Consider the following 24,147-nt stretch of genomic DNA (forward strand, 5'->3'; position numbering starts at 1 on the left):
CTTCTACTTCGCCGGGCCGATGGTCGGCGTCCGGCTGTCCGCCGGGGTGTTCAGCACGGTGGTGAATTCGCCGAGCAGCTTCGCGCTGTCGTCCTCGTGCCGCTGGTAGAGCTCGGCCGCCTTGCCGAACTTCTCCGCAGCCGCTTCCAGCCCGGCCGCGATGTCGATCACGCATTCCTGCAGATCGGCGAGCATGCTGGTGTAGTTGTCCTTGACCACGAGGCCGATCACGCCCCAGGATTCGTCGCCGACGTCGGCCTGCTGCACCAGCCGCGCGATCTCCTGCGGTACCGCGACGTCATCCCCGCACTTCCGCGAATACGCGGTGAGCGCGTCGATGATGACGGTGTGTCCTCCGGCCATCAGCGGTCCTCCTCCTCGAACAGGTTCTTCAGGAACGCGTCGCCCTGCGAGCCGCCCGGCGGTGGTGAAGCCGGGTGCTGCGGCTCGTCGGTCGCCTTGAGGAACGTCTGCTCGGAGAAGTCCTCGTGCTCGTCGCGCCGCGGACGGCCCGGCGACGCGGTTTCCGGCAGCTTGGACCGCAGTTCCTCGGCTGTGGTTCCCAGCATTTCCGCCTGGGTTTCCAGCACCTGCCCGGTCAGGTCGAGCTCACCGCCCATGTGCGCGTCGACGATGGTCGCCTGCTGCCGTGCGGATTCGGCGACGGCGGCCTGGAGGGTCTGCATGAGCGTGGCCGAAAGGGCCTGGGGGCGCTGGCGCATGGCTTCGTCGGTGAGGCGGATTTCCTTCACCGAGCCACCCGGTCCGGCGACCACGGTCACCGAGCGGTCCGGGGAGGTGGCGGTGGCCTCGAGCGCGCCGATCTCCGCCTGCATCTGACCGAGCCCGGCGAGCCGGTCGTCCACGTTCTTGATCCCGGCCTGGAACTGTTCGAACTTCGCGACGAGTTGCTCGAATTCCGCCGACACTGTGTCCTCCCGCTGCTGGTCCCCCGACTGAGACGCGGCGATTGTCGTACAAATGGCGCAGTGCTGCCCAGCGATCGGCCGGAAACGTGATGACAGCGCCTAAGCTGCTTCGGTGAGCAGCGGATCCACCAAGGGACAGCCGATGATCGAGACCCGTCATCAGACCGAACTGCTGGCCCTGCTGCGGGACGAGGGCCCGATGTCCCGGGTGGAGCTGGGCGAGCGGCTGGAGTTGCCGCGCGCCCGCGTCGCCGCGGAGGTGACCCGGCTGGGGGAGCTGGGACTGGTCGAGGTGGCCGGTCCGTCGGCGAGCCGGGGCGGGCGGCGGTCGACGCTGCTGCGGCTGGCGGGCGACCTCCGGATCCTCGGGGTGGACGTCGGCGCGACCTCGGTCGGCGTCGCGGTCACCGACGCGGGGTGCGAGGTGCTCGGGTACACCGTCGAAGACTGCGACATCCGGCAGGGCCCGCACGCGGTCCTCGCGCGCGTGGTGGAACTGGCGGAGAAGGTGCGCCAGGACGCACCCGGCCGGTTGCTGGCCGCGGGCATCGGCCTGCCCGGACCGGTGGCCTTCGCCGAAGGCATGCCGGTGGCGCCGCCGATCATGCCCGGCTGGGACCGGTTCGCCGTGCGGGACCACCTCGGCGGGCTGCTGCACTGCCCGGTCGCGGTGGACAACGACGTGAACGCGATGGCGCTCGGCGAACGGCACTCCGGGGTGGCGCGCTCGCTGGACGACCTGATCTTCGTCAAGGTCGGCACCGGGATCGGCTGCGGCATCGTGCTCGGCGGGAAGGTCTACCGCGGGGTGGCGGGCACGGCGGGGGACATCGGGCACATCCGGCTCGACGACTACGGGCCCACCTGTGCCTGCGGTGAGGTCGGTTGCCTGGAGGCGTACTTCGGCGGCTCGGCCCTCGCGCGCGACGCGCTCACGCTGGCACGCAGCGGGCGGTCGGCGTTCCTGGCCGGGGTGCTCGCCGAGAACGGCGAGGTGACCGCGCACGACGTGGGCCTCGCGGCGGCCTCGGGCGACTTCGGCGCGGTCAACCTGATCCGCGACGGCGGCCGTCGGCTGGGGCAGGTGGTGGCCTCGCTGGTCAGCTTCATCAACCCGGGCATGGTGGTGATCGGCGGCGGCGTGGCGCAGCTCGGGCACCAGCTGCTGGCGGAGGTGCGCAGCGCGGTCTACCGGCGCTCGCTGCCGCTGGCCACCGGCAACCTGCCGATCGTGCTGTCGGAGCTCGGCGACACCGCCGGCGTCATCGGCTCGGCCTGGTCGGCCGCGGACCGCGCCTTCACCCTGTCGTCCTGACCTGGGGATCCTGCTTTTGCCCGCAGAAGCATGCGGGCCGCGTTTCGTCACGTGTGGTGATCAAACGACCGCGAAATGTTCACCGTGGGTTACTTTCCTGCTTCTTCCCGCAGAAGTGGGAAACGGCAAAGTTGTGCAGTCTTTTGAACGCCGTAAGCGAAAGTAGGTACGCGGGCGGCTGGTCTAAATGGGTGGATTGACGAAAGATGGCGTCTGATTCACCTTGACGAGTGAACTTTGCCACCTTACTTTCGCTGGCAACACTACAAAGTGAAGGCAAGGTGGCCATGAGCGTGAGCGTGCAGGCTGAGCAAGTCAGCCAGCGCACGGCGAACCTCGCCGGTCTCCTTCGCGCACTCCGGCGCGGGCCGCGCTCGCGGTCGCAGCTCGCCGCCCACTCCGGGCTCTACAAGGCCACCGTCTCCAGCTTGGTCACCGAACTCGGCGACCGCGGCCTGGTCCGCCCGGCCGGGCTCCGCAACGGCGGGCACGGCAGGCCCAGCCAGCTGGTCGAACTCCGCGGCGAGGCCGCCTACGGGCTGGCGCTGCGGGTGGAGGCCGACGGCTTCTCCGCGATGACCATGGACCTGGCCGGGGTGCCGCTGGCCAGCCGCGCCAGCAGCGCCGACGTCGCCCAGCTCGGGCTCGAGCGCGGCATGGACGAGCTCGCCGCGCTGGCCGAAGCCGTCTGCGCCGACCTCGACGGGCCCCCGATCGGCATCACCGTCTCGGTGCCCGGCCTGGTCGACACCGACTCCCAGGTCCTCCGCTTCGCCCCGGTGCTGCGCTGGCGCGACGCCGGGCTCGCCGACCTCATCGCCGCCCGTCTCGGCGTCGACCTCGCGGGCGTCCTCGTCGAAAACGAGGCCAACCTCGGTGCGTTCGCCGAGGTACTCGAAGGCCCCGGCGTGCGCGAGCTGTTCTACCTGAGCGGCGGCTACGGCGTCGGCGGCGGCCTGGTCTCCAGCGGGGTGCTGCTCCGCGGTGCCCGCGGGTTCGCCGGCGAGATCGGGCACATCACCATCGACCCCGCCGGCGACGCCTGCCCCTGCGGGCGCACCGGCTGCCTGGAGACCAAGGCCGGGTTCCCCGCGCTCCTGCGGGCTGCCGCCTCCCCACCCGACTCCCTGCACGACCCGGCGCTCGGCGTCGACGCCGGGGTGACCGCGCTGCGCGACCGGATCCGCGGCGGCGACCAGCGGGCCGCGGCCGCCGTCCACGACCTCGGCACCGCGCTCAGCACCGCACTGGCCACCGTGGTCGACCTCGTCGACCCCGAGGTGCTGGTGCTCGGCGGCTACTTCGCCGGGCTCGCCGAATGGCTGGTCGAGCCGATCCGCATCGCGCTCGGCGCGCGCACCCACGGACCCGGCACCCGCTGCCGCGTCCTCGCTTCCGCGCTCGGCACCTCGGCCGCGTTGCTCGGCGCGGCCCACCTGGCCACCGAACGCCTCTTCACCGACCCGACCCTCGCCCCGATGGCCGTGCACGACTCGGAGCTCCCGGAGAACTCGGAGGTCTCCCTATGAACGACTCCCCGCTGCTCGAAGTGCGCGGTGTGGTCAAGGTCTTCCCCGGCGTCCGCGCACTGGACGGCGTCAACCTCGAGGTGGTGCCCGGTGAGGTGCACTGCCTGCTCGGCCAGAACGGCGCGGGCAAGTCGACGCTCATCAAGGTGCTCGCCGCCGCCCACCACCCCGACGAGGGGGAGATCCTCTGGCGCGGCGACGTCGTCTCGCCGGCCAACCCCTCGGCCGCGCTGCGCCAGGGCATCGCCACCATGTACCAGGAACTCGACCTCGTGCCGGGCCTGTCGGTGGCGGAGAACATCTTCCTCGGCCACGAGCGCCAGCGCTTCGGCTTCACCAAGGTCGCCGAGTCGCGTGCGGAGGCGCAGCGGCTGATGACCCGCCTCGGTCACCCCGAGATCCACCCGGGCACCGAGGTCGGCAGGCTCTCGGCCGCCGCCCAGCAGCTGGTGTCGATGGCGCGGGCGCTCGCGCACGACGCCCGCCTGCTGGTGATGGACGAGCCGACCGCCGCGCTCGCCGGGGAAGAGGTGGACAACCTCTTCCGCATCGTCGAGGAGCTGACCGCCGACGGCGTGGCGATCGTCTACATCTCCCACCGCCTCGAAGAACTGCGGCGCATCGGCCACCGCGTCACCGTGCTCAAGGACGGCCGGACCGTGGCGCAGAACCTCGACGCCCGCGACACCCCGACCGCCGACCTGGTCGCGCTGATGGCCGGTCGCCGCGTCGAAACCGTCTTCGGTCCCAGCCGGGACCCGCGGCCCGAGGGCACGCCCGAGGTGCTGCGCGTCGAAGGGCTCGCCCGGCGCGGTGAGTTCGAGGAGATCGGGTTCTCCGTGCACGCCGGGGAAGTGCTCGGCATCGCCGGTCTCGTCGGCTCCGGGCGCAGCGAACTGCTGGAGACCATCGCGGGCGCCAGGAAAGCCGACCACGGCACGGTTTCCGTGGACGGCAAGAGCGTGCGCAACGGCAGCGTGCACGCCGCGGTCCGCGCGGGCATCGGCCTCGCGCCGGAAGAGCGCAAGAGCCAGGGCCTGCTGCTCGACCTGCCCGTGGCGCACAACGTGACGCTGGCGAGCCTGTCCCGCTACGCCAGCTTCGGCTTCACCGACCGCGCCCGCGAACTCCGCGACGCCGGGGAAACGCTGAAGCGACTGGACCTGCGGCCCGCCGACCCGCGGCGCATCGCGCGCACGCTGTCCGGCGGGAACCAGCAGAAGGCGGTGCTCGCGCGCTGGCTGGTGCGCGGCTGCCGGGTGCTGCTGCTCGACGAACCCACCCGCGGGGTGGACGTCGGCGCGCGCGCCGAGCTGTACCGCCTGATCACCGAACTGGCCGAGACCGGCGTGGCCATCGTGCTGGTCTCGAGCGAGATCCCGGAGGTACTCGGTCTCGCCGACCGGGTCCTCGTCCTCCGCGAAGGCCGGGTGCTGGCCGACCGGCAGGCGAACGAGCTCACCGAGGCCGGGGTGCTCGACCTGATCCTCGAGGGGAGTGCGGCATGACCGAACAGACCGAATCGCGGCCGATCAACACGGAGCCGGATCCGCCCCCGGCACCGCCGGCGGCCAAGAAGAACGGATCCTCCGGCTTCCCGCTGGACTTCCGGCTGATCGGGCTCACCGGGGTGCTGGTGGTGCTGTGCCTGGTCGGCTACTTCACCCGGCCCGAGGTGTTCTTCACCGAAGGCAACATCTCCACCATCCTGCGCCTGGCCGCGGCGATCGGCGTGGTCAGCGTCGGCATGACCTTCGTGATCATCAGCGGCGGCATCGACCTCTCGGTCGGCTCGATCGTGGCGTTGTCCAGCGTCTGGCTGACCACCCTGGCCACCCAGTCCTACGGCCCGGTCGTGATGGTGATCTGCGGCCTGGCGGTCGGCCTCGGCTGTGGTCTGGTCAACGGGTTGCTGGTGTCGTACGGGAAAGTCGTGCCGTTCATCGCCACGCTGGCGATGTACGCCTCGGCCCGCGGGCTCGCCGAGCGGCTCAGCGGCCGCAAGACCCAGGTGGTCGGCGACGCCGGTTTCCTCGAGTTCTTCCGCGGGGACATCCTCGGCATCCCGGTGCTGATCTGGATGTTCGCGCTGGTGTTCGGCGTGGGCTGGGTGGTGCTCAACCGCACCACCTTCGGCCGCCGCACCTACGCGGTCGGCGGCAACGCCGAAGCCGCGCGGCTGGCGGGCATCAACGTCAAGCGGCACACCGCGCTGGTCTACGCCGTGGCCGGCGTGTGCTGCGGGGTCGCGGCGCTGATGGTGGTCGCCCGGACCACCGCCGGTGCCTCCACCAACGGCATGTTCTACGAGCTCGACGCGATCGCCGCGGTGGTGATCGGCGGCACGCTGCTCACCGGCGGCAAGGGCTCGCTGCTCGGCACCCTGGTCGGCGTCCTGATCTTCACCGTGCTGTCCAACATCTTCACGCTGAACAACCTCGACACCGACATCCAGAACATCGCCAAGGGCGCGATCATCGTGCTCGCCGTGCTGCTGCGGTTCCGCGGCCGCGGTGAGCGCAGCACCACTTGATCCACAGCACCACTGATAGAGAACAACTGGAGGAGCAATGACGCAATCCTTCCTGGCCCGCCGCGGGTTCCTGCTCGGCGCGGGTGCGGTCGGTGCCGGAGTGGTGCTGGCGGGCTGCACGTCGAACGAGCAGCCGCAGGCCCAGAACGGTGGCACCCAGCCGGTCGCGCAGGGCACCGGTGACAACGCCCAGCCGGGCAAGATGGTCACCGTCGGGTTCTCCGCGCCCGCCGCCGACCACGGCTGGATGGCCGCGATGACCACGAACGCCCGCGCGCAGGCGGAGAAGTTCCCCGACGTCACCTTCAAGCCCACCGAGGGCACGAACGACGTCAACCAGCAGATCGCCCAGGTGGAAACGCTGATCACCGCCAAGGTGGACGTCCTGGTCATCCTGCCGTTCGACGGCAAGGCGCTGACCGGCGTCGGCCAGCAGGCGATGGACGCGGGCATCCCGGTGATCAACGTGGACCGCGTGTTCGACACCCCGCTGGCGTTCCGCACCTGGATCGGCGGCGACAACTACCGCATGGGCGTCAACGCGGGCAACTACATCGCCCAGCAGATGAAGGCCAAGAACATCACCGCGCCGGTGATCGGCGAGGTCGCGGGCATCGACTCGCTGCCGCTGACGCAGGAACGCAGCCAGGGCTTCAAGGACGCGCTGACCCGCGCCGGTTTCGCCGTGGGCCCGCGGGTTTCCGCGCAGTTCACCCCGGAGTCCGGTGAGTCGATGACGGCGAACCTGCTGCAGTCGGCCGCCAAGCTGGACGCGCTGTGGAACCACGACGACGACCAGGGTGTCGGTGTGCTCGCGGCGATCGAGAACGCCAACCGCAGCGAGTTCATCATGGTCGGCGGCGCCGGTTCGAAGAACATGATGAACCACATCAAGTCCGACGCGAACCCGGTCAAGGCGACGGTGCTCTACAGCCCGTCGATGGCCTCCTCGGCGATCGCGCTGGCCCGGCTGCTCGGGCAGGCGAAGGGTGTCGGCGACCTCGCCGAGCACGAGATCCCCTCGGAGATCACCACCTACTCGGCCGTGGTGACCAAGGAGAACGTCGACCAGTACCTCGACGTCGGCTTCGACTCGTAGCAGCGAGCAGGCCAGTCGCAGGGTGAAGAACGGGGAAGAGCAATGAGTTCGGCAGGCGGGGAGCGCATCGGGGTCGGCCTGGTGGGGCACGCGTTCATGGGTGCGGTGCATTCGCACGCGTGGCGCAACGTCCACCGGATCTTCGACACCCCACTGACTCCGGTGCTCGCCGCCTTGGGCGGGCGGGACGAAGCGAAGACGAAGGCCGCCGCGGCGAAGTACGGGTTCGCCGCGGTGGAGACGGACTGGCGCGACCTCGTCGCCCGTGACGACGTCGGCCTGGTCGACGTCTGCACGCCCGGTGACTCGCACGCGGCGATCGCGATCGCCGCGCTGGAGGCCGGGAAGCACGTGCTGTGCGAGAAACCGCTCGCCAACACGGTCGAAGAAGCCGAGCAGATGGCCGCCGCGGCGCGGGCGGCGGCCACCCGCGGGGTCCGCTCGATGGTGGCGTTCAACTACCGCCGGGTGCCCGCCCTCGCGCACGCCCGCAAACTGGTCGGCGACGGCGCGCTGGGCGAGATCCGGCACGTCCGCGCGACCTACCTGCAGGACTGGCTGTCCGACGCGCAGGCGCCGATGACCTGGCGGCTGCGCAAGGACAAGGCCGGGTCCGGCGCGCTCGGCGACCTCGGCGCGCACATCGTGGACGCGGCGCAGTTCGTCAGCGGCGAGCTGATCACCGGGGTGTCCGCGCTGACCAACACCTTCGTCCGCAACCGCCCCAACGAGGACGGTTCGCCGGGCGAGGTGACCGTCGACGACACCGCGTTGTTCCTCGCGCGCCTGTCCGGCGGCGCGGTCGCCAGCTTCGAGGCCACCCGGTACGCGCTGGGGCGCAAGAACGCGATGCGCCTGGAGATCAACGGCACCAAGGCCAGCATGGCGTTCGACTTCGAGTCGATGAACGAACTGTGGTGGCACGACGGTTCGGCACCGGACACCGAGGCGGGGTTCCGGCGGATCCTGGTCACCGAACCCGGTCACCGCTACCTCGGCGGCTGGTGGCCGCCGGGGCACGGCCTCGGCTACGACCACACCTTCACCCACGAGGTCGCGGACTTCCTGACCGCGATCGGCGAGGGCACGAACCCCGCTCCCAGTTTCGACGACGGCCTGTGCGTCCAGCAGGTCCTGCACGCGGTCGAGACCAGCGCGGCCGACGACGCCCGCTGGACTCCGGTGGCCGGCACCACCGTGAGCACCGCCACGGCCAGGAGGAGGTGAACCCAGCCCTTTTCGTTCGGTCTCCTCGCTCGTACCGCCGCCACCCAAGGAAGTGTGTGTATTCGTCATGCGCGGATTGAGAAAACTCCGATCGGAAAGTACTCCGAAACCCAGCCGGACCGCCATCCGGCTGGGCGTGCTGGCCATTTCGGCGGCCACCGCGTTCAGCGGTGGTTCCTTCGCCGCCGCGGCCCAGCCCGACGAGGTCGCGCCCCAGCACGAAGAAGCCAGCGTGCTGGTCTTCTCCAAGACCGCGGGCTTCCGGCACGACTCCATTCCGGCCGGGATCGCCGCCATCCAGCAACTCGGCACCGACAACCACTTCTCGGTCGAAGCCACCGAAGACGCCGGTGCCTTCACCGACACCAACCTGGCCCGCTTCGACGCGGTGATCTGGCTGTCCACCACCGGTGACGTGCTCAACCCCGAGCAGCAGGGCGCCTTCGAGCGCTACATCACCGCCGGGGGCGGGTACGCCGGGGTGCACGCCGCTTCCGACACCGAATACGACTGGCCGTTCTACGGCGACCTGGTCGGGGCGTACTTCAACTCGCACCCGCAGATCCAGCAGGCCACGGTCAACGTCGAGGACCGCCAGCACCCGTCCACTTCGGAGCTGCCGTACCAGTGGCCGCGGACCGACGAGTGGTACAACTACCGCGAAAACCCGCGCCAGGACGTGCACGTGCTCGCCGCGCTCGACGAGCAGAGCTACGACCCGGGCAACGGCGCCATGGGTGATCACCCGATCGCCTGGTGCCACACCAATTCCGGCGGCCGCTCCTGGTACACCGGTGGTGGGCACACCATCGCGTCCTACAGCGAGCCCGAATTCCTCAGCCACCTCAAGGGCGGCATCCTCTACGCCGCCGGTGTGGTCGAGGGCGACTGCTCCACAGAGGACCCGGGCACCGGCGAACCCGGCGACGCCGACTTCGACCAGATCACCCTGGCCAAGGGCGAGGAGAAGACCGGCGAGCCGATCGCCCTGGCCGTGCTCCCCAACCGCGACGTGATCCACACTTCGCGCGACGGCCGCGTCTGGTACACCACCTCGGGCGCGACCACCTCACTGGCCGCGCAGGTCCCCGTCTACAACCACGACGAGGACGGCCTCCAGGGCGTGGCGGTCGACCCGGACTTCGCCAGCAACCGCTGGGTGTACCTCTACTACGCACCCAAGCTGAACACCCCCGCCGGGGACGCGCCGGAGAACGGCACGGCCGCCGACTTCGAGCCGTTCAAGGGCTACAACCAGCTCTCGCGGTTCAAGCTGGCCGAGAACAACACGCTCGACCTCGGCAGCGAACAGCAGATCCTCCAGGTCCCGGCCGAACGCGGCATCTGCTGCCACGCCGGTGGCGAGATCGACTTCGACGCCGCGGGCAACCTGCTGCTGTCCACCGGTGACGACTCGAACCCGTTCGCGTCCGACGGCTACACCCCGATCGACGAGCGGTCCACCCGCAACCCGGTCTTCGACGCGCAGCGGTCTTCCGGCAACACCAACGACCTGCGCGGCAAGCTGCTGCGGATCAAGGTCGGGGACGACGGCAAGTACACCGTGCCCGAGGGCAACCTGTTCGCGCCCGGCACGGAGAAGACCAAGCCCGAGATCTACGCGATGGGCTTCCGCAACCCGTTCCGGTTCTCCGTGGACAAGGAGACCGGCTGGATCCACCTCGGTGACTACGGTCCCGACGCCGGTGCGGCCAACCCCGCGCGCGGCCCGGGCGGCACCGTGGAGTTCAACCTGATCAAGGGACCGGGCAACTTCGGCTGGCCGTACTGCGTCGGGGACAACCAGCCGTTCGTCGACTACGACTTCGCCACCGGCGCGTCGGGTCAGCCGTTCGACTGCGCGGCCCCGAAGAACCTCAGCCCGAACAACACCGGCCTGGTCGACCTGCCCCCGGTGCAGCCGGCCTGGATCCCCTACGACGGCGGTTCGGTGCCCGAGTTCGGCACCGGCGGCGAGTCGCCCATGGGCGGCCCGACCTACCGGTTCGACCCGGCGCTGGAGAACACCACGAAGTTCCCCGAGTACTACGACGGCAAGAACTTCGCCTACGAGTGGGACCGCGGCTGGATCAAGGAGATCACCGTGGGCGCCGACGGCGAACGCGGCGAGATCAAGCCGTTCTTCGACTCGATGGAGCTCGTCCGGCCGATGAACATCGAGTTCGGCCCGGACGGTTCGCTGTACGTGCTGGACTACGGCACCGGCTACTTCGGCGGTTCCGCGGAATCGGCGGTCTACCGGATCGACTACACCAAGGGCAACCGCACCCCCGAGGTGAAGGTGAGCACGGACAGGACCTCGGGTCCGGCGCCGCTCACGGTGAACTTCGACCCGGCGGGCACCACCGACCCGGACGGCGGCGAGCTGACCTACGCGTGGGACTTCGACGGGGACGGCACCACCGACTCCACCACCGCGGGTCCGGTCTCGCACACCTACGACACGGCCGGGCAGTACACCGCGAAGCTGTCGGTGACCGACTCGACCGGGCTGACCGGTGCGGCGAGCGTGGTGGTCACCGCGGGCAACAGCGCGCCGGTGGTCACCCTGGACGCGCCGGTAAACGGCGGGTTCTTCGGCTTCGGTGACAAGGTGCCGTTCAAGGTGACGGTGACCGACGCCGAGGACGGCCAGGTCGACTGCACCAAGGTCAAGGTCGAGTACATCCTCGGCCACGACAACCACGGTCACCCGCTGAGCCAGGCGACCGGGTGTGAAGGGGTCATCGAGACCCCGGCCGACGAGGGCCACGGGCTCGACGCCGACATCTTCGGCGTGATCAACGCCAGCTACACCGACAACGGCGCCGGCGCGGTTCCCCCGCTGACCGGTTCGGCGGAGAGCGTCCTGCAGCCCAAGCTCAAGCAGGCCGAGTTCTTCACCGAGACCAACGGCACCCAGGTGGTCGCCGCGGCCGGGGCCAGTGGCGGCAAGCGGGTCGGCTACATCGACGCCGGCGACTGGATCCAGTTCACCCCGGTGAACCTGACCGGCGTCACCGGCCTCGGCTACCGGGTCAGCTCCGGTGGCAGCGGCGGCACCATCGAGGTCCGCTCCGGCGCGCCGGACGGTCCGGTGGTCCAGACCGTGCAGGTGCCCAACACCGGTGGCTTCGACACCTACGTCGACCTGCCGCCCGCGCCGATCACCGACCCGGGTGGCACCAAGCCGCTGTTCCTGGTGTTCGGCGGGACCGGCACCGGTGGCCTGTTCGACGTCGACGCGATCAACGTCCAGGGTCCCGGGGTCGCGGAGCCGGTGGTCACCGCCTGCGAGCCGACCGCGCCGGAGGCGGGCTACACCAGCCTGTTCGACGGCACCGAGGCGAGCGCGGCGAACTGGAAGATGGCCGGTCCCGGGTCCTTCGAGATCCAGGCCGACTGCTCCTGGAAGACCGTGGGCGGCATGGGCCTGCTGTGGCACAAGGAGGAGTACAACGCCTACAGCCTCAAGCTGGACTGGAAGCTGGCCGGCGATGACAACTCCGGTGTCTTCGTGGGCTTCCCCGACCCCGGCAACGACCCGTGGGTCGCGGTCAACCAGGGCCAGGAGATCCAGATCGACGCCACCGACGCCCCCGACCGCACCACCGGGGCGATCTACGGGTTCAAGGGCGCCGACATCGCCAAGCGGGACGCGGCGCTGAAGCCGCCGGGCGAGTGGAACGCCTACGAGCTGGTGGTGGCCGGGCAGACGATCAAGGTCGTGCTGAACGGCGTGGTGATCAACGAGTACACGGAGACCGATCCGGCTCGTGACCTCTCGCAGGGCTTCATCGGCCTGCAGAACCACGGCAACGAGGACGACACCTTCTTCCGCAACGTGCGGATCAAGGAACTGGACGTCACCGCGCCGACGCTGGCCATCGGCGGGGCGGCCCAGGGCGGGGTCTACGGCGACTCCGCGGACCTGGTGCTGGAGCTGGGCGCGCAGGACGAGGTCGGGGTCACCGAGCTGACCGCGACCCTGGACGGCGCCCCGGTCCGTGACGGCGACCTCGTCGCCCTGTACCGCCTGCCGCTGGGCTTCCACGACCTGGAGGTGTCCGCTGTGGACGCCGCCGGGAACCGGACCAGCCAGAAGGTGCAGTTCGTCACCATCACCTCGGGCCGGGACGCGCAGCAGCTGCTCGACCGGTTCCGGGCGACCAGCCGGTTGTCGCTGAACGCCTACAACGAGCTGGGCAAGCAGCTCAAGAAGGCCAGGCAGGCCGAGGCGAACAGCAACGACACCAAGGCGGCCAAGGAGTACCGCAAGTTCGCCGAGCTGGCGGCGAACCCGGCTCTGGTGAAGGACGCCGAGGTTCGGGGCGTTTTGGTTAGGGACGGTAACGAGTTGGCCCAGCGAATCGAATGGTCTATCGCGATCGCGCCTTCGGGTGGTTCCATCCGAAAGGTTTGACCACTCAGGGCCGACCCTGATCAGGCCAGTGTGGGTGGCGACCTCATCCGGTCGTCACCCACACCGGGCCGCCGTCTTTCGTGGAGAGGTGTTTCGTGATGTCCGAGCGAGCTATGCGCACCGGCCTCTGGCTGGTGGGTGCCCGAGGATCGGTAGCAACCACGGCCGCGGTCGGGCTGCTGGCCCTGCGCGCCGGGGTCGCCGGACCGACCGGTTGCGTCAGCGAGCTGCCCGCGTTCTCCTCGGTGCCGCTCCCCGCGTGGGACGACCTCGTGCTCGGGGGCCACGACATCGTGCACACCTCGCTGGAGAAGCGGGCGGAGCAGCTGGCCGACGCCGGTGTGTTCAGCCACGCCGTCCTGGCCGCCGTCCGCGGTGGCCTGGCCGCCGTCGACGCCGAGATCCGCGACGGCTACCACCCCGCCACCCACACCGGCCCGCAGGCTTCCGCGGGGAAAAGACTGTCCGAAGACATCCGATCGTTCGCGACCAGGCACAACCTGGACCGGGTGGTCGTGGTCAACGTGTCCTCCACCGAGGCGCCGACCCCCGAACTGCCCGAGCACGCCGACCTCGGCCTGCTCGAAGCCGCGCTCGAGGACCCGGCGCGCGCGGTGCTGCCGCCCAGCTCGCTGATGGCCTACGCCGCCCTGCGCGCCGGCAGCCCCTACATCGAGTTCACGCCTTCCGCGGGCATAAGCCTGCCCGCCCTCCGCGGCCTGGCCGCTGACCTGGGCCTGCCGTACGCGGGCAGCGACGGCAAGACCGGCGAGACGCTGCTGCGGACCGTCCTCGCCCCGATGTTCACCTCACGCGCGCTGCGCGTCCGGTCGTGGTCGGGCACCAACCTGCTCGGCGGCGGCGACGGCGAGACGCTCGGCGACCCGTCGAAGGTCAACAGCAAGCTCGAGTCGAAGGCACGCGGCCTGGCCGCGCTGCTCGGTGAGCAGGTCACCGCGCCGCTGCACATCGACAACGTGCCCGACCTCGGCGAGACCAAGACCGCGTGGGACAACGTGTCGTTCGAGGGCTTCCTCGGCGCGCGCATGAACCTGCAGTTCACCTGGACCGGCTACGACTCGGCGCTGGCCGCGCCGCTGGTGCTGGACCTCGCCCGGTTCACCGCCGCCGCGCACGCCGCCGGGCAGTCCGGCGCGCTGTCCGGGCTGGCGTTCTTCTTCAAGGACCCGATGGGCAGCGACGAGCACCGGTTCGCCGAGCAGACCCGGTCCCTGCGGGAGTGGGCGGGCACGCTGTGAGCCGGATCCGCACCCTCGCCGAGCTGGTCCGGGCCCCCGCCGCCCTCACCGTCCTCGGCGACACCGTGGCCGGAGCTTCTGCGGGCAAAAGCCGGTTGACCGGTCGGAAGTTGTTGCTGCCCCTGGCTTCCGCGTCCTTCTACTGGGCGGGGATGGCGCTGAACGACTGGGCGGATCGCGAACTCGACGCCGTCGAGCGGCCCGAGCGCCCCATCCCGTCCGGCCGCATCTCCGCCGACCAGGCACTGGCCACCGGCGGCGCCCTGACCCTCGCCGGGCTGGGCCTGGCCGCGCTCGGCGGCGGCAAGCAGGCGCTCAAGGTCGCCGTGCCGCTCGCCGGCGCGGTCTGGGCCTACGACACCGTGCTCAAGCCGACCCCGGCCGGCCCGCTGGGCATGGCCGTGTGCCGGGCGCTCGACGTGCTGCTCGGCGCGGGCGGCAACACGCGCGCCGCCGCCCCGGCGGCCGCGGCGATCGGCGTGCACACGCTCGGCGTCACCGCGCTGTCCACCGGCGAGGTCCACGGCGCTTCGCCGAACACCGCGAAAGCGGCGCTGGTCACCAGCAGCGCGGCCACCGCGCTCGCGGTCAGCGGGCCCGCCAACACCGGCTGGCACCGGCTCGCCTCGCTCACGGCGGGCTCCGGGTACGCCGGGTTCGTCGGCCGCGCGCAGGCCGCGGCGGTCGCCGACCCGTCGGCGAAGGTGGTGCGCAACGCCACCAAGACCGGCATCCACGGCATGGTCCCGCTGCAGGCCGCCATCGCCGCGCGTGGCTCGATCGTGGGGGCCGCGCTGGTCGCCACGGCCCTGCCGATCGCACGCAAGCTGTCGAAGAAGGTGAGCCCCACATGACCTTCTCCCTCGGCTACGGCACGAACGGCTTCGCCAACCACCGGCTGCTCGACGCGCTCGCGGTGATCGCCGACCTCGGGTACACCGGCGTCGCGCTCACGCTGGACCACGACCACCTCAACCCGTACGCCGAAGACCTGCCGAAGCAGCTCGAGCGGGTCGCGGCCCGGCTGTCCTCGCTCGGGCTGGACAAGGTGGTCATCGAGACCGGCGCGCGTTACCTGCTCGACCCGTGGCGCAAGCACCACCCGACGCTGCTCTCGGAGGACTCGGCCCCGCGGCTCGGCTTCCTGGAGAAGGCGCTTCGGATCGCGGCGGAGCTGAACGCCGACTGCGTCTCATTCTGGTCAGGCGTCAAACCAGAAGGCCTCGACGATGCCGAAGCCGCCTCCCGCCTGCGGGAAGGCATCCGGAACCTGCTTTTGCCCGCAGAAGCTTTGGGGGTCCGGATCGGGATGGAGCCTGAGCCGGGGCACTTCGTCCAGCACCTCCAGCAAGTGCTGGACCTGCGGGAACAGCTGGGCGATCACGAGCTGTTCGGGGTGACCCTCGACGTGGGCCACTGCGTGGCGGTCGAGCCGGTCGACGCCGCCGAGTGCGTGCGCCAGGCCGGGCCGCTGCTGTTCAACGTCCAGCTCGACGACATGCTGCCCCGGGTCCACGAGCACCTCGAGTTCGGCGACGGGCAGCTCGACCTGCCCGCGACCCTCGCCGCGCTCACCGAGGTCGGCTACACCGGACTGGCCGCGGTCGAGCTGCCGCGGCACAGCCACGCCGCCCCCGACGTCGCCGCGCGGGCCTTCCGCGCGCTGACCGCGGCGATGCCCGCCAAGGCCGAGCACCCCTGGGTGGCCGACGCGCTGACCAAGATCCGCGAAAAGCCCGCCGCGATCGGCTCGCTGTTCCCGGCGGCGGGCCGCGGAGTCGGCCGCACCCCGGTCGCCGCCGACACCGATCCGCAGGGCCTGATCCACGGCACGCTCGACGACCAAGCCCGAATTCGCCTGGTCAGCGAGCTGCACCTGCTTTTGCCCGCAAAAGCATTCGCCGCCGAATTGGGGGATTTGTACCGGTTCGGCGATGACGCGGAACGCCGGGGTGTGCTGCGTGGGCTCAACGCACTTCGGGACACCGATGACGGTGCCGATGACAACGTCGTCGTGGCTGGCCTCCAGCTGGTGGCCGACGCGCTGCGCACCAACGACACCCGGCTGGTCGCCGCCGCGATGGGCGCGTTCGCCGGACGCCACCTCGACGCCCATTCGTGGCGCCACGGGGTACTGAAATGCCTGTTCACCGGGGTTCCCCTGGCGGCGGTCGCGGAACTGGACCGCCGGGTCGACGATGAGCTGCGCCGCATGGTCTCGGACTACGCGGCGGAGCGGAGCGCGGCGGGCCGCGAAGTGCCGTCCGACGCGCTCGCCATCTTGGAAAGGGGAGAGCACTGATGCGGATTTTCGACCCGCACATCCACATGACCTCGCGCACCACCGACGACTACGAAGCGATGTACGCCGCCGGGGTCCGCGCACTGGTGGAGCCCGCCTTCTGGCTCGGGCAGCCACGCACCAGCGTCGGCTCGTTCACCGACTACTTCGACTCGCTGATCGGCTGGGAGCGGTTCCGCGCCGCGCAGTTCGGCATCCGCCACCACTGCACCATCGCGCTGAACCCCAAGGAGGCCAACGACCCCCGCTGCCGCGAGGTGCTCGACGTGCTGCCGCGCTACCTGGCCAAGGACGGCGTGGTCGCGGTCGGCGAGGTCGGCTACGACTCGATGACCCCGGAAGAGGACGACGTGTTCGCCCGCCAGCTCCAGCTGGCCAAGGAGCACGAGCTGCCGGTCATGGTCCACACCCCGCACCGCGACAAGCTCGAAGGCACCAAGCGCACGTTGGACGTGGTGCGCGAGTCCGGCATCCCGATGGAACACGTGCTGGTGGACCACCTGAACGAGGTCACCGTGGGGCTCGTGGCCGAGGCCGGCGCGTGGATGGGCTTCTCCATCTACCCCGACACCAAGATGGACGAGCACCGGATGGTGGCGATCCTGCGGGAGTACGGGCTGGAGCGCAAGATCGTCAACTCGGCCGCCGACTGGGGCCGTTCGGACCCGCTGAAGACGCTCAAGACCGGCCAGGCGATGCTCGCCGACGGCTACGAGGAGTCCCATGTGGACACCGTGCTGTGGCAGAACCCGGTGGACTTCTACGCGCAGAGCGGCAGGCTGACCCTCGACCCGCTGCCCGGGTTCACCGGCGAGGCCAGCGAGTTCCAGGGCAACTCCGTGCTCCGGGGTGGCCGCAAGTGATCTCCTACTGCACCAACGTGCATCCCGCCGAGGACCTCGGCGGGATCCTGGCGCAGCTCGATCGGTACTCCGTTCCAGTCCGTGAGCAGTATGGGGAGGATCGGCTGGGCGTCGGGCTGTGGCTCGCCGCGCCGGTCGCGCGCGGGCTCGCCGAGGACCGGGCCGCGCTGGCGAAGTTCCGCGCGGAGCTGGACGCGCGCGGGCTCGGCGTGTGCACGCTCAACGCCTTCCCGTACGGCGGTTTCCACGACGAGGTGGTCAAGCAGGCCGTCTACCACCCGAAGTGGACGGAACCGGCGCGCCTGCGGTACACGCTCGACTGCGTGACCGTCCTCAGTGGACTGCTCGACGAGGACGCGGCCTACGGCAGCATCTCCACGTTGCCGCTGGCCTGGCGCGACCCGTGGACCCCGGTCGACGACGCCGCGGCCACCACCGCGCTGACCGAGTTGACCAGCGTACTGGCCCAAAGTGAGCGGCCAGTCAGGTTGGCCGTCGAGCCGGAGCCGGGCTGCGTGCTGGACACCGTCGCCGACGCGCTCGGCTGGCTGTCCGGCCGCGTCGACCCCGCGCACATCGGGCTCTGTCTGGACACCTGCCACCTCGCGGTCTCCTTCGCGGACCCGGCCGCCACCCTGCGGCAGATCGCCGACGCCGGGCTCGACGTGGTTAAGGTGCAGGCCTCGGCCGCGCTGCACGTCGCCGACCCGGCCGCCGACGACGCGAAAGCCGCACTGGCCGCCTTCGCCGAGCCGCGTTACCTGCACCAGGTGCGTGAACTCGCCGAGGACGGCACCGTGCTGGCGTCGGACGACCTGCCAGAGGCCTCGGCCGAACTCCCCGCGCACGGACCCTGGCGCGTTCACTTCCACATGCCCTTGCACGCCGCCCCGCCGGCCCCGCTGACCAGCACCACCGACGTGCTGACCACGGTGTTCGCCGAACTCGCCGGCGAGCCGCACATCGAGGTCGAGACCTACACCTGGAGCGTGCTCCCGGGTGGCGGGGACGACCTCGCCGGCGGTATCGCCGCCGAGCTGCGCTGGGCACGCGACACCCGAAAGGCTGTTTCATGAAACCCCTGGTAGTGCTCGACGTCGTCGGGCTGACCCCCAAGGCGCTGCGGCACATGCCGAGGCTGTCCGCGCTGGCCAGTTCCGGCTGGCAGGCGGAGCTGGGCACGGTGCTGCCCGCGGTCACCTGCAGCGCCCAGTCCACCTTCCTCACCGGGCTGACCCCGGCCCAGCACGGCATCGTCGGCAACGGCTGGTACTTCCGCGACCTCGGCGAAATCTTCCTCTGGCGCCAGCACAACCGCCTGGTCCAGGGCGAAAAGCTGTGGGAGACCGCGCGCGCCGCGCACCCCGGGTACACCTCGGCCAACGTGTGCTGGTGGTACGCGATGGGCATGACCACCGACGTCACGGTGACGCCCCGGCCGATCTACCACGCCGACGGCCGCAAGTCGCCCGACGCCTACGTGCGCCCGGTCGAGCTGCACGACCAGCTGACCGGTGAGCTGGGCGAGTTCCCGCTGTTCCAGTACTGGGGCCCGACGGCCTCGCTGACCTCGAGCAACTGGGTCATCGGCGCCACCCGCAAGCTTCTGCGGGAAAAAGCACCGGACCTGCTCCTGGCCTACGTGCCGCACCTGGACTACGACCACCAGCGCTTCGGCCCGGACCACCCGCAGGCCGCCGTCGCCGCGCGGGAGCTGGACAACGCGCTGGCCCCGCTGCTCGACGACGCCCGCAACCGGGGCGCGACGGTGGTCGCGCTCAGCGAGTACGGCATCACCAACGTCAGCCGCCCGGTCGACATCAACCGCGCGCTGCGCCGCGAGGGCCTGCTCGAGGTCTACACGCAGGCGGGCATGGAGTACCTCGACCCGTGGACCTCGCGGGCCTTCGCCGTGGCCGACCACCAGGTCGCGCACGTCTACGTCCAGGACCCGGCGGACCTGGAGCGCGTGCGGTCGATCGTCGCCGAGCTGACCGGTGTGGACGAGGTCCTCGACCGCGAAGCCCAGGCCCGCTACGGCCTGGACCACGAGCGCGCCGGTGAGCTGGTCGCGGTCGCGGAGCCGGACTCGTGGTTCACCTACTACTACTGGACCGACGACGACCGCGCGCCGGACTTCGCGCGCGGCGTCGAGATCCACCGCAAGCCGGGCTACGACCCGGCCGAGTTGTTCTTCGACCCCGCCGACCGGCTGGCCAAGGCCAAGGCGGGGTTGAACCTGGCGAAGAAGTTCGCCGGGCTGCGGTACGCGATGAACGTGGTACCGACCGATCCGCGCTGGGTGCGCGGCTCGCACGGCAGGCTGCCCGACTCCGCCGAGGACGGCCCGGTGCTGCTCTGCTCCGAGCCGGGGTTCGAACCGGCGGGGAAGCTGTCCGCCACCGACGTGCACCCGCTGCTGCTGTCGCTCCAGGGCCTCAAGTAACGAAGGAGTAGCTCGATATGAGTCGTCCGATCACGCTGTTCACCGGTCAGTGGGCGGACCTGCCGTTCACCGAGGTCTGCCGGCTCGCCGCCGAATGGGGCTACGACGGGCTGGAGATCGCGTGCTCGGGCGACCACTTCGAGGTCGACCGCGCACTGAACGAAGACGACTACGTGCCCAACCGGCTCAAGCTGCTGGAAGAGCACGGTCTCAAGGTCTGGACCATCTCGAACCACCTGGTCGGCCAGGCCGTCTGCGACGACCCGATCGACGAGCGGCACCAGGCCATCGTGCCGAGCCGCGTCTGGGGTGACGGCGAGCCCGAGGGCGTGCGCCAGCGTGCGGCCGCGGAACTGGCCGACACCGCCAGGGCCGCGGCGAAGCTCGGCGTGGACACCGTCGTCGGCTTCACCGGGTCGAAGATCTGGAAGTACGTGGCGATGTTCCCGCCGGTCTCGCAGGCCGTGATCGACGACGGCTACGAGGACTTCGCGAACCGCTGGAACCCGATCCTGGACGTGTTCGACCAAGAGGGCGTGCGGTTCGCGCACGAGGTGCACCCCTCGGAGATCGCCTACGACTTCTGGACCACGAAGCGGGCGCTGGAAGCGGTCGGGAACCGGCCGGCCTTCGGGCTGAACTGGGACCCCTCGCACTTCGTCTGGCAGGACCTCGACCCGGTCGGCTTCATCCTCGACTTCGCCGACCGGATCTACCACGTGGACTGCAAGGACACCCGGAAGCGGTTCGACGGGCGGAACGGGCGGCTCGGCTCGCACCTGCCCTGGGCGGACCCGCGGCGCGGCTGGGACTTCGTCTCCACCGGGCACGGCGACGTGCCGTGGGAGGACTGCTTCCGCGCCCTGAACTCGATCGGCTACTCCGGGCCGATCTCGGTGGAGTGGGAGGACGCCGGCATGGACCGGCTGCGCGGGGCGGCCGAGGCCGTGACCTTCCTGCGCGGCCTGCTGTTCGACAAGCCCGCGGCGGCGTTCGACGCCGCGTTCAGCAACCAGAAGTGAGGGTCATCTGATGAGCGACAGGTTCCTTTCCCGCCGTTCGATGCTGCGCGGCGCGGCCGGTGCCGCGGTGGCCGGTGGCGCGCTGCTGGCGCTGCCCGGGGCCGCCTCCGCCGGTGGTGGTCACGGGCACGGGCACGGCAGCATCCCGCTGCACCGGATCAGCGTGCAGCTCTACACCCTGCGGTCGCTGCTGGAGAAAGACCTCGAAGGCACCCTCTCGGCGTTGTCCGACATCGGGTACCGCAACGTGGAGATGGCGGGCACCTACGGGCGCAGCGCCACCGAGTTCCGCAAGCTCCTGGACAAGCACCGCCTGCGCGCCACCTCCAGCCACATCGGCATCGACGGTGACGTGGACAAGCTGATCGTGGATGCCAAGATCCTCGGCCACCGGTACTCGGCGGTGCCGTGGGCCAAGTACGAGACGGTCGCCGAGTGGGAGGCCTTCGCCGCGCGGCTGGACAAGGCGGCCAAGGCCTTCGCCAAGGCGGGCATCCAGTTCGGGTACCACAACCACGACCACGAGTTCGCGCTGGTCGAGGGCAAGCGGCCGTTCGACATCCTGGCCAAGGGCACGAACCGGCACTACTGCCACTTCGAGGTGGACCTGTACTGGGCGGTGGTGGCCGGGGTGGACCCGGTGAAGCTGTTCTGGGACCAGCGCGGGCGGGTGCTGCAGTACCACGTCAAGGACCGCGGGGCCGACGGCGGCTGGGCCGACGTGGGCACCGGGAACATCCCGTTCAAGAAGATCTTCGACGGCACGCCCGGCATCCGCGAGTACATCGTGGAACACGACAATCCGGCCGATCCGCTCAAAACCGCCCAGGTCGGCTTCGAGTACCTCCGGAAAGTCCGGTTCTGACGCGCACCGCGCGGGTGTTGTCAGGTCGGTGTGAACGGCGGGCGTAGCGTGGCTCGGGTTGGCAGCAGGCGACACGAGGAGGGCGCTGTGAACACCGAGCAGAACGAGTGGACCGAACCGGTGGCCGAACCGACCGGCCGCCGGGCGGCCCCGGAGGGCGCACCGCGGCACCCGCTGATCGACCTGAGCCGGGACCCGAACCCGGGCCGGCCCGATCACGCCAAGCCGGAAGACTGACCTTCCTTCAGCTCGACCAGTGGGGCGTCACCCCTCGGTGACGCCCCACTCCCACGTCCACGAACGTCGCACTCAGGCGCGCGAACGTGGACTTCGGCTTCCTGAACGTGCAACTCGGCTTCCTGAACGTGAGGTTCGCGGATTGCCGAACCCCACGTCCAGGAAGCCGAACCCCACACTCAGGCACGCGAAACACACGTTCGGGCAGGTGAACGTGGCACTCAGGAGCCCGAACCCCGCGTTCAGGCGCGTTTGACGGCGACGTGGTGGCGGTAGCTTTCGACCTCCAGGTGCCGGCCCGAGGGCAGGACGCCCAGTTTCCGCAGGAGTTTGATGTACGCGGTGTCCTGGTGCCCGGCGAACACGCCGCCGAAGATGACGGCGCTCGAGTGCTTGACGATCGGCCTGGCCAGCGCGGGCACCCGCTTCTCGGCCAGTTTCCGGTGGAAGTGGCTCCCCGGCGCGAGACGACGACGGATGCCGGCTTTCACCTGCGGCGACAGGTCCTGCTCGTGCACCCAGTCCAGCCCCGGCAGCTCGCCCTTGAGCGAGCGCAGCACCTCGAGCCGTTTCGCGGTGAACACGTCGATGTGCGAGAAGTAGCCGCCCGGCTTGAGCACCCTGGACACCTCGCTGAGGAACCGCGCCAGGTCGGGGTAGGTGTGCGAGCTCTCGATGTTGATCACCACGTCCACCTCGCCGTCGCCGAACGGCAGTTCTTCGGCGTCGCCCTGCACGTAACGCAGGGTGCGGCCCCGGCTCAGCGTGGCGGTGGCCCGCTCGATCGCCCGCGGTGACAGGTCCAGCCCGGTGAACTCGCCGCCACCGGCGATGCGGGACAGGAAGTTCAGCCCCTCGCCCATGCCGCAGCCCACTTCCAGCACCGATCGACCGGCGTAGTCGCCGAACTCGATCGGCACGGCCTTCAGCGCGGTGTAGTACAGCTGCTCAGAGATGCCGTCGGTGTCGAACTCGCCGAACCCGGGGATCAGCTCCGCGATCTCCTTCGCCACCACCGGGTCGTACATCCCCCAGTTCCAGATGTCGCCCTTGGCCGACCCGGCCGCGGCCATGTCGTAGACCGAGGAGGTGGTGTCCTTCATCCGGACGCTGCGCGAGTCGCTGAACGCCCGCGAGCCCTCGGTGGCGTTGATCTCGTTGAGGCCTTCGGTGAATTCGCTGAAGATCTTCGGTGCGGTCACTGCTGTCCCTCTCGCGGGTCGTGGGTGGTCACGCGGCCCGGCGCCAGTAGGCGCTGCTGGCGTCGATCGGCACGATCTCGTCGTCGATGGCCAGCCGGGTCCGGTAGTCGTGCACGGCTTCCTTGCAGCTGGGGATGACGTAGTCGTCGACGATCACGTAGCCGCCGGGGGAGACCTTCGGGTACAGGCTCTCCAGCGCGTCCATGGTCGAGTCGTAGAGGTCGCCGTCGAGGCGCAGCACGGCGATCCGCTCGATCGGCGCGGTCGGCAGCGTGTCGGCGAACCACCCTTCGAGGAAGCGCACCTGCTCGTCGAGCAGGTCGTAGGCGCGGAAGTTGGCCTGCACCTGCTCGAGCGAGACAGCCAGCTGGTCGTTCGACTTGTGCAGCGCCATGTACCGGTCGACCGGGTGGCTGTCGTCGGTGGTCTCCGGCATGCCCTGGAAGGAGTCGGCCAGCCACACCGTGCGGTCGGTGTTCCCGTGGGCCTGCAACACCGCGCGGGTGAAGATGGACGCGCCACCACGCCAGACGCCGGTCTCCACGAAGTCGCCGGGGACCTCGTCCATGAGCACGCGTTCCACGCAGAACTGCAGGTTGTCCAGCCGCTTCAGGCCCACCATGGTGTGGGCGGTGGTGGGCCAGTCGAGGCCGTTTTCCCGCTTCTCCGGCTCGTAGCCCGAGCCGTCGTACCAGTCGGCGGCCTGCGCGGGATCCGCGTAGATCACATTCGTCAGCACTTTCTTCATCAAATCCAGGTACAGCACGCGGCCGTCCTCCATCGCGGATTCTCCCATTCGAGGGTTCGAAGATTATTCGCGCGCGTGGTCCCCAGGCCGCGTGCGCGTTCGACTAAACCACGCTCGCGTCGGCTACTCAAGCGCCGAGGTGCGGGCG

Annotated in this window: 20 protein-coding genes; 16 read left to right on the top strand and 4 right to left on the bottom strand. The window is 70.2% G+C overall.

Features of this window, described 5'->3' with window-relative positions; genetic code table 11:
• Positions 1 to 3: 3 nt before the first annotated feature.
• Both JOM49_RS09620 and JOM49_RS09625 read right to left on the bottom strand, forming a co-directional pair.
• On the bottom strand, positions 4 to 363 hold the full coding sequence (locus JOM49_RS09620; RefSeq protein ID WP_209663978.1) for an ESX-1 secretion-associated protein: 360 nt from the start codon (positions 361 to 363) through the stop codon (positions 4 to 6).
• The gene (locus JOM49_RS09625; protein WP_209663979.1) at positions 363 to 929 is read right to left on the bottom strand and encodes a YbaB/EbfC family nucleoid-associated protein; all 567 of its coding nucleotides are present in this window, start codon (positions 927 to 929) and stop codon (positions 363 to 365) included. The genes JOM49_RS09620 and JOM49_RS09625 overlap by 1 nt, the downstream gene beginning before the upstream one ends.
• 142 nt (positions 930 to 1,071) lie before the next feature.
• Here JOM49_RS09625 and JOM49_RS09630 point away from each other — a divergent pair, with 142 nt between their 5' ends.
• The 16 genes from JOM49_RS09630 (at position 1,072) to JOM49_RS09705 (ending at position 22,049) form a co-directional block, all read left to right on the top strand.
• Positions 1,072 to 2,244, top strand: a complete 1,173-nt coding sequence (locus JOM49_RS09630; protein ID WP_209671020.1) for an ROK family transcriptional regulator — start codon at positions 1,072 to 1,074, stop codon at positions 2,242 to 2,244.
• Positions 2,245 to 2,531: 287 nt separating this feature from the next.
• The gene (locus JOM49_RS09635) at positions 2,532 to 3,773 is read left to right on the top strand and encodes an ROK family protein (protein WP_209663980.1); all 1,242 of its coding nucleotides are present in this window, start codon (positions 2,532 to 2,534) and stop codon (positions 3,771 to 3,773) included.
• Complete coding sequence (locus JOM49_RS09640; protein ID WP_209663981.1) at positions 3,770 to 5,281, top strand: sugar ABC transporter ATP-binding protein; 1,512 nt, start codon at positions 3,770 to 3,772, stop codon at positions 5,279 to 5,281. The genes JOM49_RS09635 and JOM49_RS09640 overlap by 4 nt, the downstream gene beginning before the upstream one ends.
• The gene (locus tag JOM49_RS09645) at positions 5,278 to 6,306 is read left to right on the top strand and encodes an ABC transporter permease (RefSeq protein ID WP_209663982.1); all 1,029 of its coding nucleotides are present in this window, start codon (positions 5,278 to 5,280) and stop codon (positions 6,304 to 6,306) included. Before JOM49_RS09640 ends, JOM49_RS09645 begins: the two co-directional genes overlap by 4 nt.
• A 37-nt stretch (positions 6,307 to 6,343) precedes the next feature.
• Positions 6,344 to 7,405 carry a substrate-binding domain-containing protein gene (locus JOM49_RS09650; protein WP_209663983.1) on the top strand — a complete coding sequence of 354 codons (1,062 nt, stop codon included), beginning with the start codon at positions 6,344 to 6,346 and terminating at the stop codon, positions 7,403 to 7,405.
• Between the two features lie 42 nt (positions 7,406 to 7,447).
• Positions 7,448 to 8,632, top strand: a complete 1,185-nt coding sequence (locus JOM49_RS09655; RefSeq protein WP_209663984.1) for a Gfo/Idh/MocA family protein — start codon at positions 7,448 to 7,450, stop codon at positions 8,630 to 8,632.
• 67 nt (positions 8,633 to 8,699) lie between these two features.
• Entirely contained in the window at positions 8,700 to 13,055 is a 4,356-nt protein-coding gene (locus tag JOM49_RS09660) for a ThuA domain-containing protein (protein WP_209663985.1), read from the top strand.
• A 98-nt stretch (positions 13,056 to 13,153) separates the two neighbouring features.
• Positions 13,154 to 14,314, top strand: a complete 1,161-nt coding sequence (locus JOM49_RS09665; protein ID WP_209663986.1) for an inositol-3-phosphate synthase — start codon at positions 13,154 to 13,156, stop codon at positions 14,312 to 14,314.
• A gap of 5 nt (positions 14,315 to 14,319) precedes the next feature.
• Positions 14,320 to 15,168, top strand: coding sequence for an SCO3242 family prenyltransferase (locus JOM49_RS09670; protein ID WP_209671022.1), 849 nt, complete (start codon positions 14,320 to 14,322; stop codon positions 15,166 to 15,168).
• Positions 15,165 to 16,616, top strand: a complete 1,452-nt coding sequence (locus tag JOM49_RS09675; protein ID WP_209663987.1) for an EboA domain-containing protein — start codon at positions 15,165 to 15,167, stop codon at positions 16,614 to 16,616. Before JOM49_RS09670 ends, JOM49_RS09675 begins: the two co-directional genes overlap by 4 nt.
• Positions 16,616 to 17,479: a TatD family hydrolase gene (locus JOM49_RS09680; RefSeq protein WP_209663988.1), complete on the top strand. Its 864-nt coding sequence runs from the start codon at positions 16,616 to 16,618 to the stop codon at positions 17,477 to 17,479. Before JOM49_RS09675 ends, JOM49_RS09680 begins: the two co-directional genes overlap by 1 nt.
• Positions 17,476 to 18,555 carry a metabolite traffic protein EboE gene (gene eboE, locus JOM49_RS09685; protein ID WP_209663989.1) on the top strand — a complete coding sequence of 360 codons (1,080 nt, stop codon included), beginning with the start codon at positions 17,476 to 17,478 and terminating at the stop codon, positions 18,553 to 18,555. The genes JOM49_RS09680 and eboE overlap by 4 nt, the downstream gene beginning before the upstream one ends.
• On the top strand, positions 18,552 to 19,925 hold the full coding sequence (locus JOM49_RS09690) for an alkaline phosphatase family protein (RefSeq protein WP_209663990.1): 1,374 nt from the start codon (positions 18,552 to 18,554) through the stop codon (positions 19,923 to 19,925). The genes eboE and JOM49_RS09690 overlap by 4 nt, the downstream gene beginning before the upstream one ends.
• Before the next feature lie 17 nt (positions 19,926 to 19,942).
• Positions 19,943 to 20,947 carry a sugar phosphate isomerase/epimerase family protein gene (locus JOM49_RS09695; RefSeq protein WP_209663991.1) on the top strand — a complete coding sequence of 335 codons (1,005 nt, stop codon included), beginning with the start codon at positions 19,943 to 19,945 and terminating at the stop codon, positions 20,945 to 20,947.
• Positions 20,948 to 20,957: 10 nt separating this feature from the next.
• Positions 20,958 to 21,812 carry a sugar phosphate isomerase/epimerase family protein gene (locus JOM49_RS09700; RefSeq protein ID WP_209663992.1) on the top strand — a complete coding sequence of 285 codons (855 nt, stop codon included), beginning with the start codon at positions 20,958 to 20,960 and terminating at the stop codon, positions 21,810 to 21,812.
• Between the two features lie 87 nt (positions 21,813 to 21,899).
• Positions 21,900 to 22,049, top strand: coding sequence for a hypothetical protein (locus JOM49_RS09705; RefSeq protein ID WP_209663993.1), 150 nt, complete (start codon positions 21,900 to 21,902; stop codon positions 22,047 to 22,049).
• Positions 22,050 to 22,291: 242 nt separating this feature from the next.
• Here JOM49_RS09705 and JOM49_RS42880 read toward each other — a convergent pair whose 3' ends face one another.
• Entirely contained in the window at positions 22,292 to 23,251 is a 960-nt protein-coding gene (locus JOM49_RS42880; protein ID WP_209663994.1) for a class I SAM-dependent methyltransferase, read from the bottom strand.
• A 28-nt stretch (positions 23,252 to 23,279) separates the two neighbouring features.
• Positions 23,280 to 24,047, bottom strand: coding sequence for a TylF/MycF family methyltransferase (locus JOM49_RS09715; RefSeq protein ID WP_245369278.1), 768 nt, complete (start codon positions 24,045 to 24,047; stop codon positions 23,280 to 23,282).
• Positions 24,048 to 24,147 lie beyond the last annotated feature (100 nt).

It is taken from the genome of Amycolatopsis magusensis (genome assembly GCF_017875555.1).
Taxonomy (GTDB): Bacteria; Actinomycetota; Actinomycetes; order Mycobacteriales; family Pseudonocardiaceae; genus Amycolatopsis; species Amycolatopsis magusensis.

Excerpts from the sequence above, each read along its gene's own strand:
- JOM49_RS09620 (WP_209663978.1), bottom strand. The coding sequence starts at position 363 with ATGGCCGGAGGACACACCGTCATCATCGACGCGCTCACCGCGTATTCG.
- JOM49_RS09630 (WP_209671020.1), top strand. The coding sequence starts at position 1,072 with ATGATCGAGACCCGTCATCAGACCGAACTGCTGGCCCTGCTGCGGGAC.
- JOM49_RS09635 (WP_209663980.1), top strand. The coding sequence starts at position 2,532 with ATGAGCGTGAGCGTGCAGGCTGAGCAAGTCAGCCAGCGCACGGCGAAC.
- JOM49_RS09640 (WP_209663981.1), top strand. The coding sequence starts at position 3,770 with ATGAACGACTCCCCGCTGCTCGAAGTGCGCGGTGTGGTCAAGGTCTTC.
- JOM49_RS09645 (WP_209663982.1), top strand. The coding sequence starts at position 5,278 with ATGACCGAACAGACCGAATCGCGGCCGATCAACACGGAGCCGGATCCG.
- JOM49_RS09650 (WP_209663983.1), top strand. The coding sequence starts at position 6,344 with ATGACGCAATCCTTCCTGGCCCGCCGCGGGTTCCTGCTCGGCGCGGGT.
- JOM49_RS09655 (WP_209663984.1), top strand. The coding sequence starts at position 7,448 with ATGAGTTCGGCAGGCGGGGAGCGCATCGGGGTCGGCCTGGTGGGGCAC.
- JOM49_RS09660 (WP_209663985.1), top strand. The coding sequence starts at position 8,700 with ATGCGCGGATTGAGAAAACTCCGATCGGAAAGTACTCCGAAACCCAGC.
- JOM49_RS09665 (WP_209663986.1), top strand. The coding sequence starts at position 13,154 with ATGTCCGAGCGAGCTATGCGCACCGGCCTCTGGCTGGTGGGTGCCCGA.
- JOM49_RS09675 (WP_209663987.1), top strand. The coding sequence starts at position 15,165 with ATGACCTTCTCCCTCGGCTACGGCACGAACGGCTTCGCCAACCACCGG.
- JOM49_RS09680 (WP_209663988.1), top strand. The coding sequence starts at position 16,616 with ATGCGGATTTTCGACCCGCACATCCACATGACCTCGCGCACCACCGAC.
- JOM49_RS09690 (WP_209663990.1), top strand. The coding sequence starts at position 18,552 with ATGAAACCCCTGGTAGTGCTCGACGTCGTCGGGCTGACCCCCAAGGCG.
- JOM49_RS09695 (WP_209663991.1), top strand. The coding sequence starts at position 19,943 with ATGAGTCGTCCGATCACGCTGTTCACCGGTCAGTGGGCGGACCTGCCG.
- JOM49_RS09700 (WP_209663992.1), top strand. The coding sequence starts at position 20,958 with ATGAGCGACAGGTTCCTTTCCCGCCGTTCGATGCTGCGCGGCGCGGCC.
- JOM49_RS09715 (WP_245369278.1), bottom strand. The coding sequence starts at position 24,047 with ATGGGAGAATCCGCGATGGAGGACGGCCGCGTGCTGTACCTGGATTTG.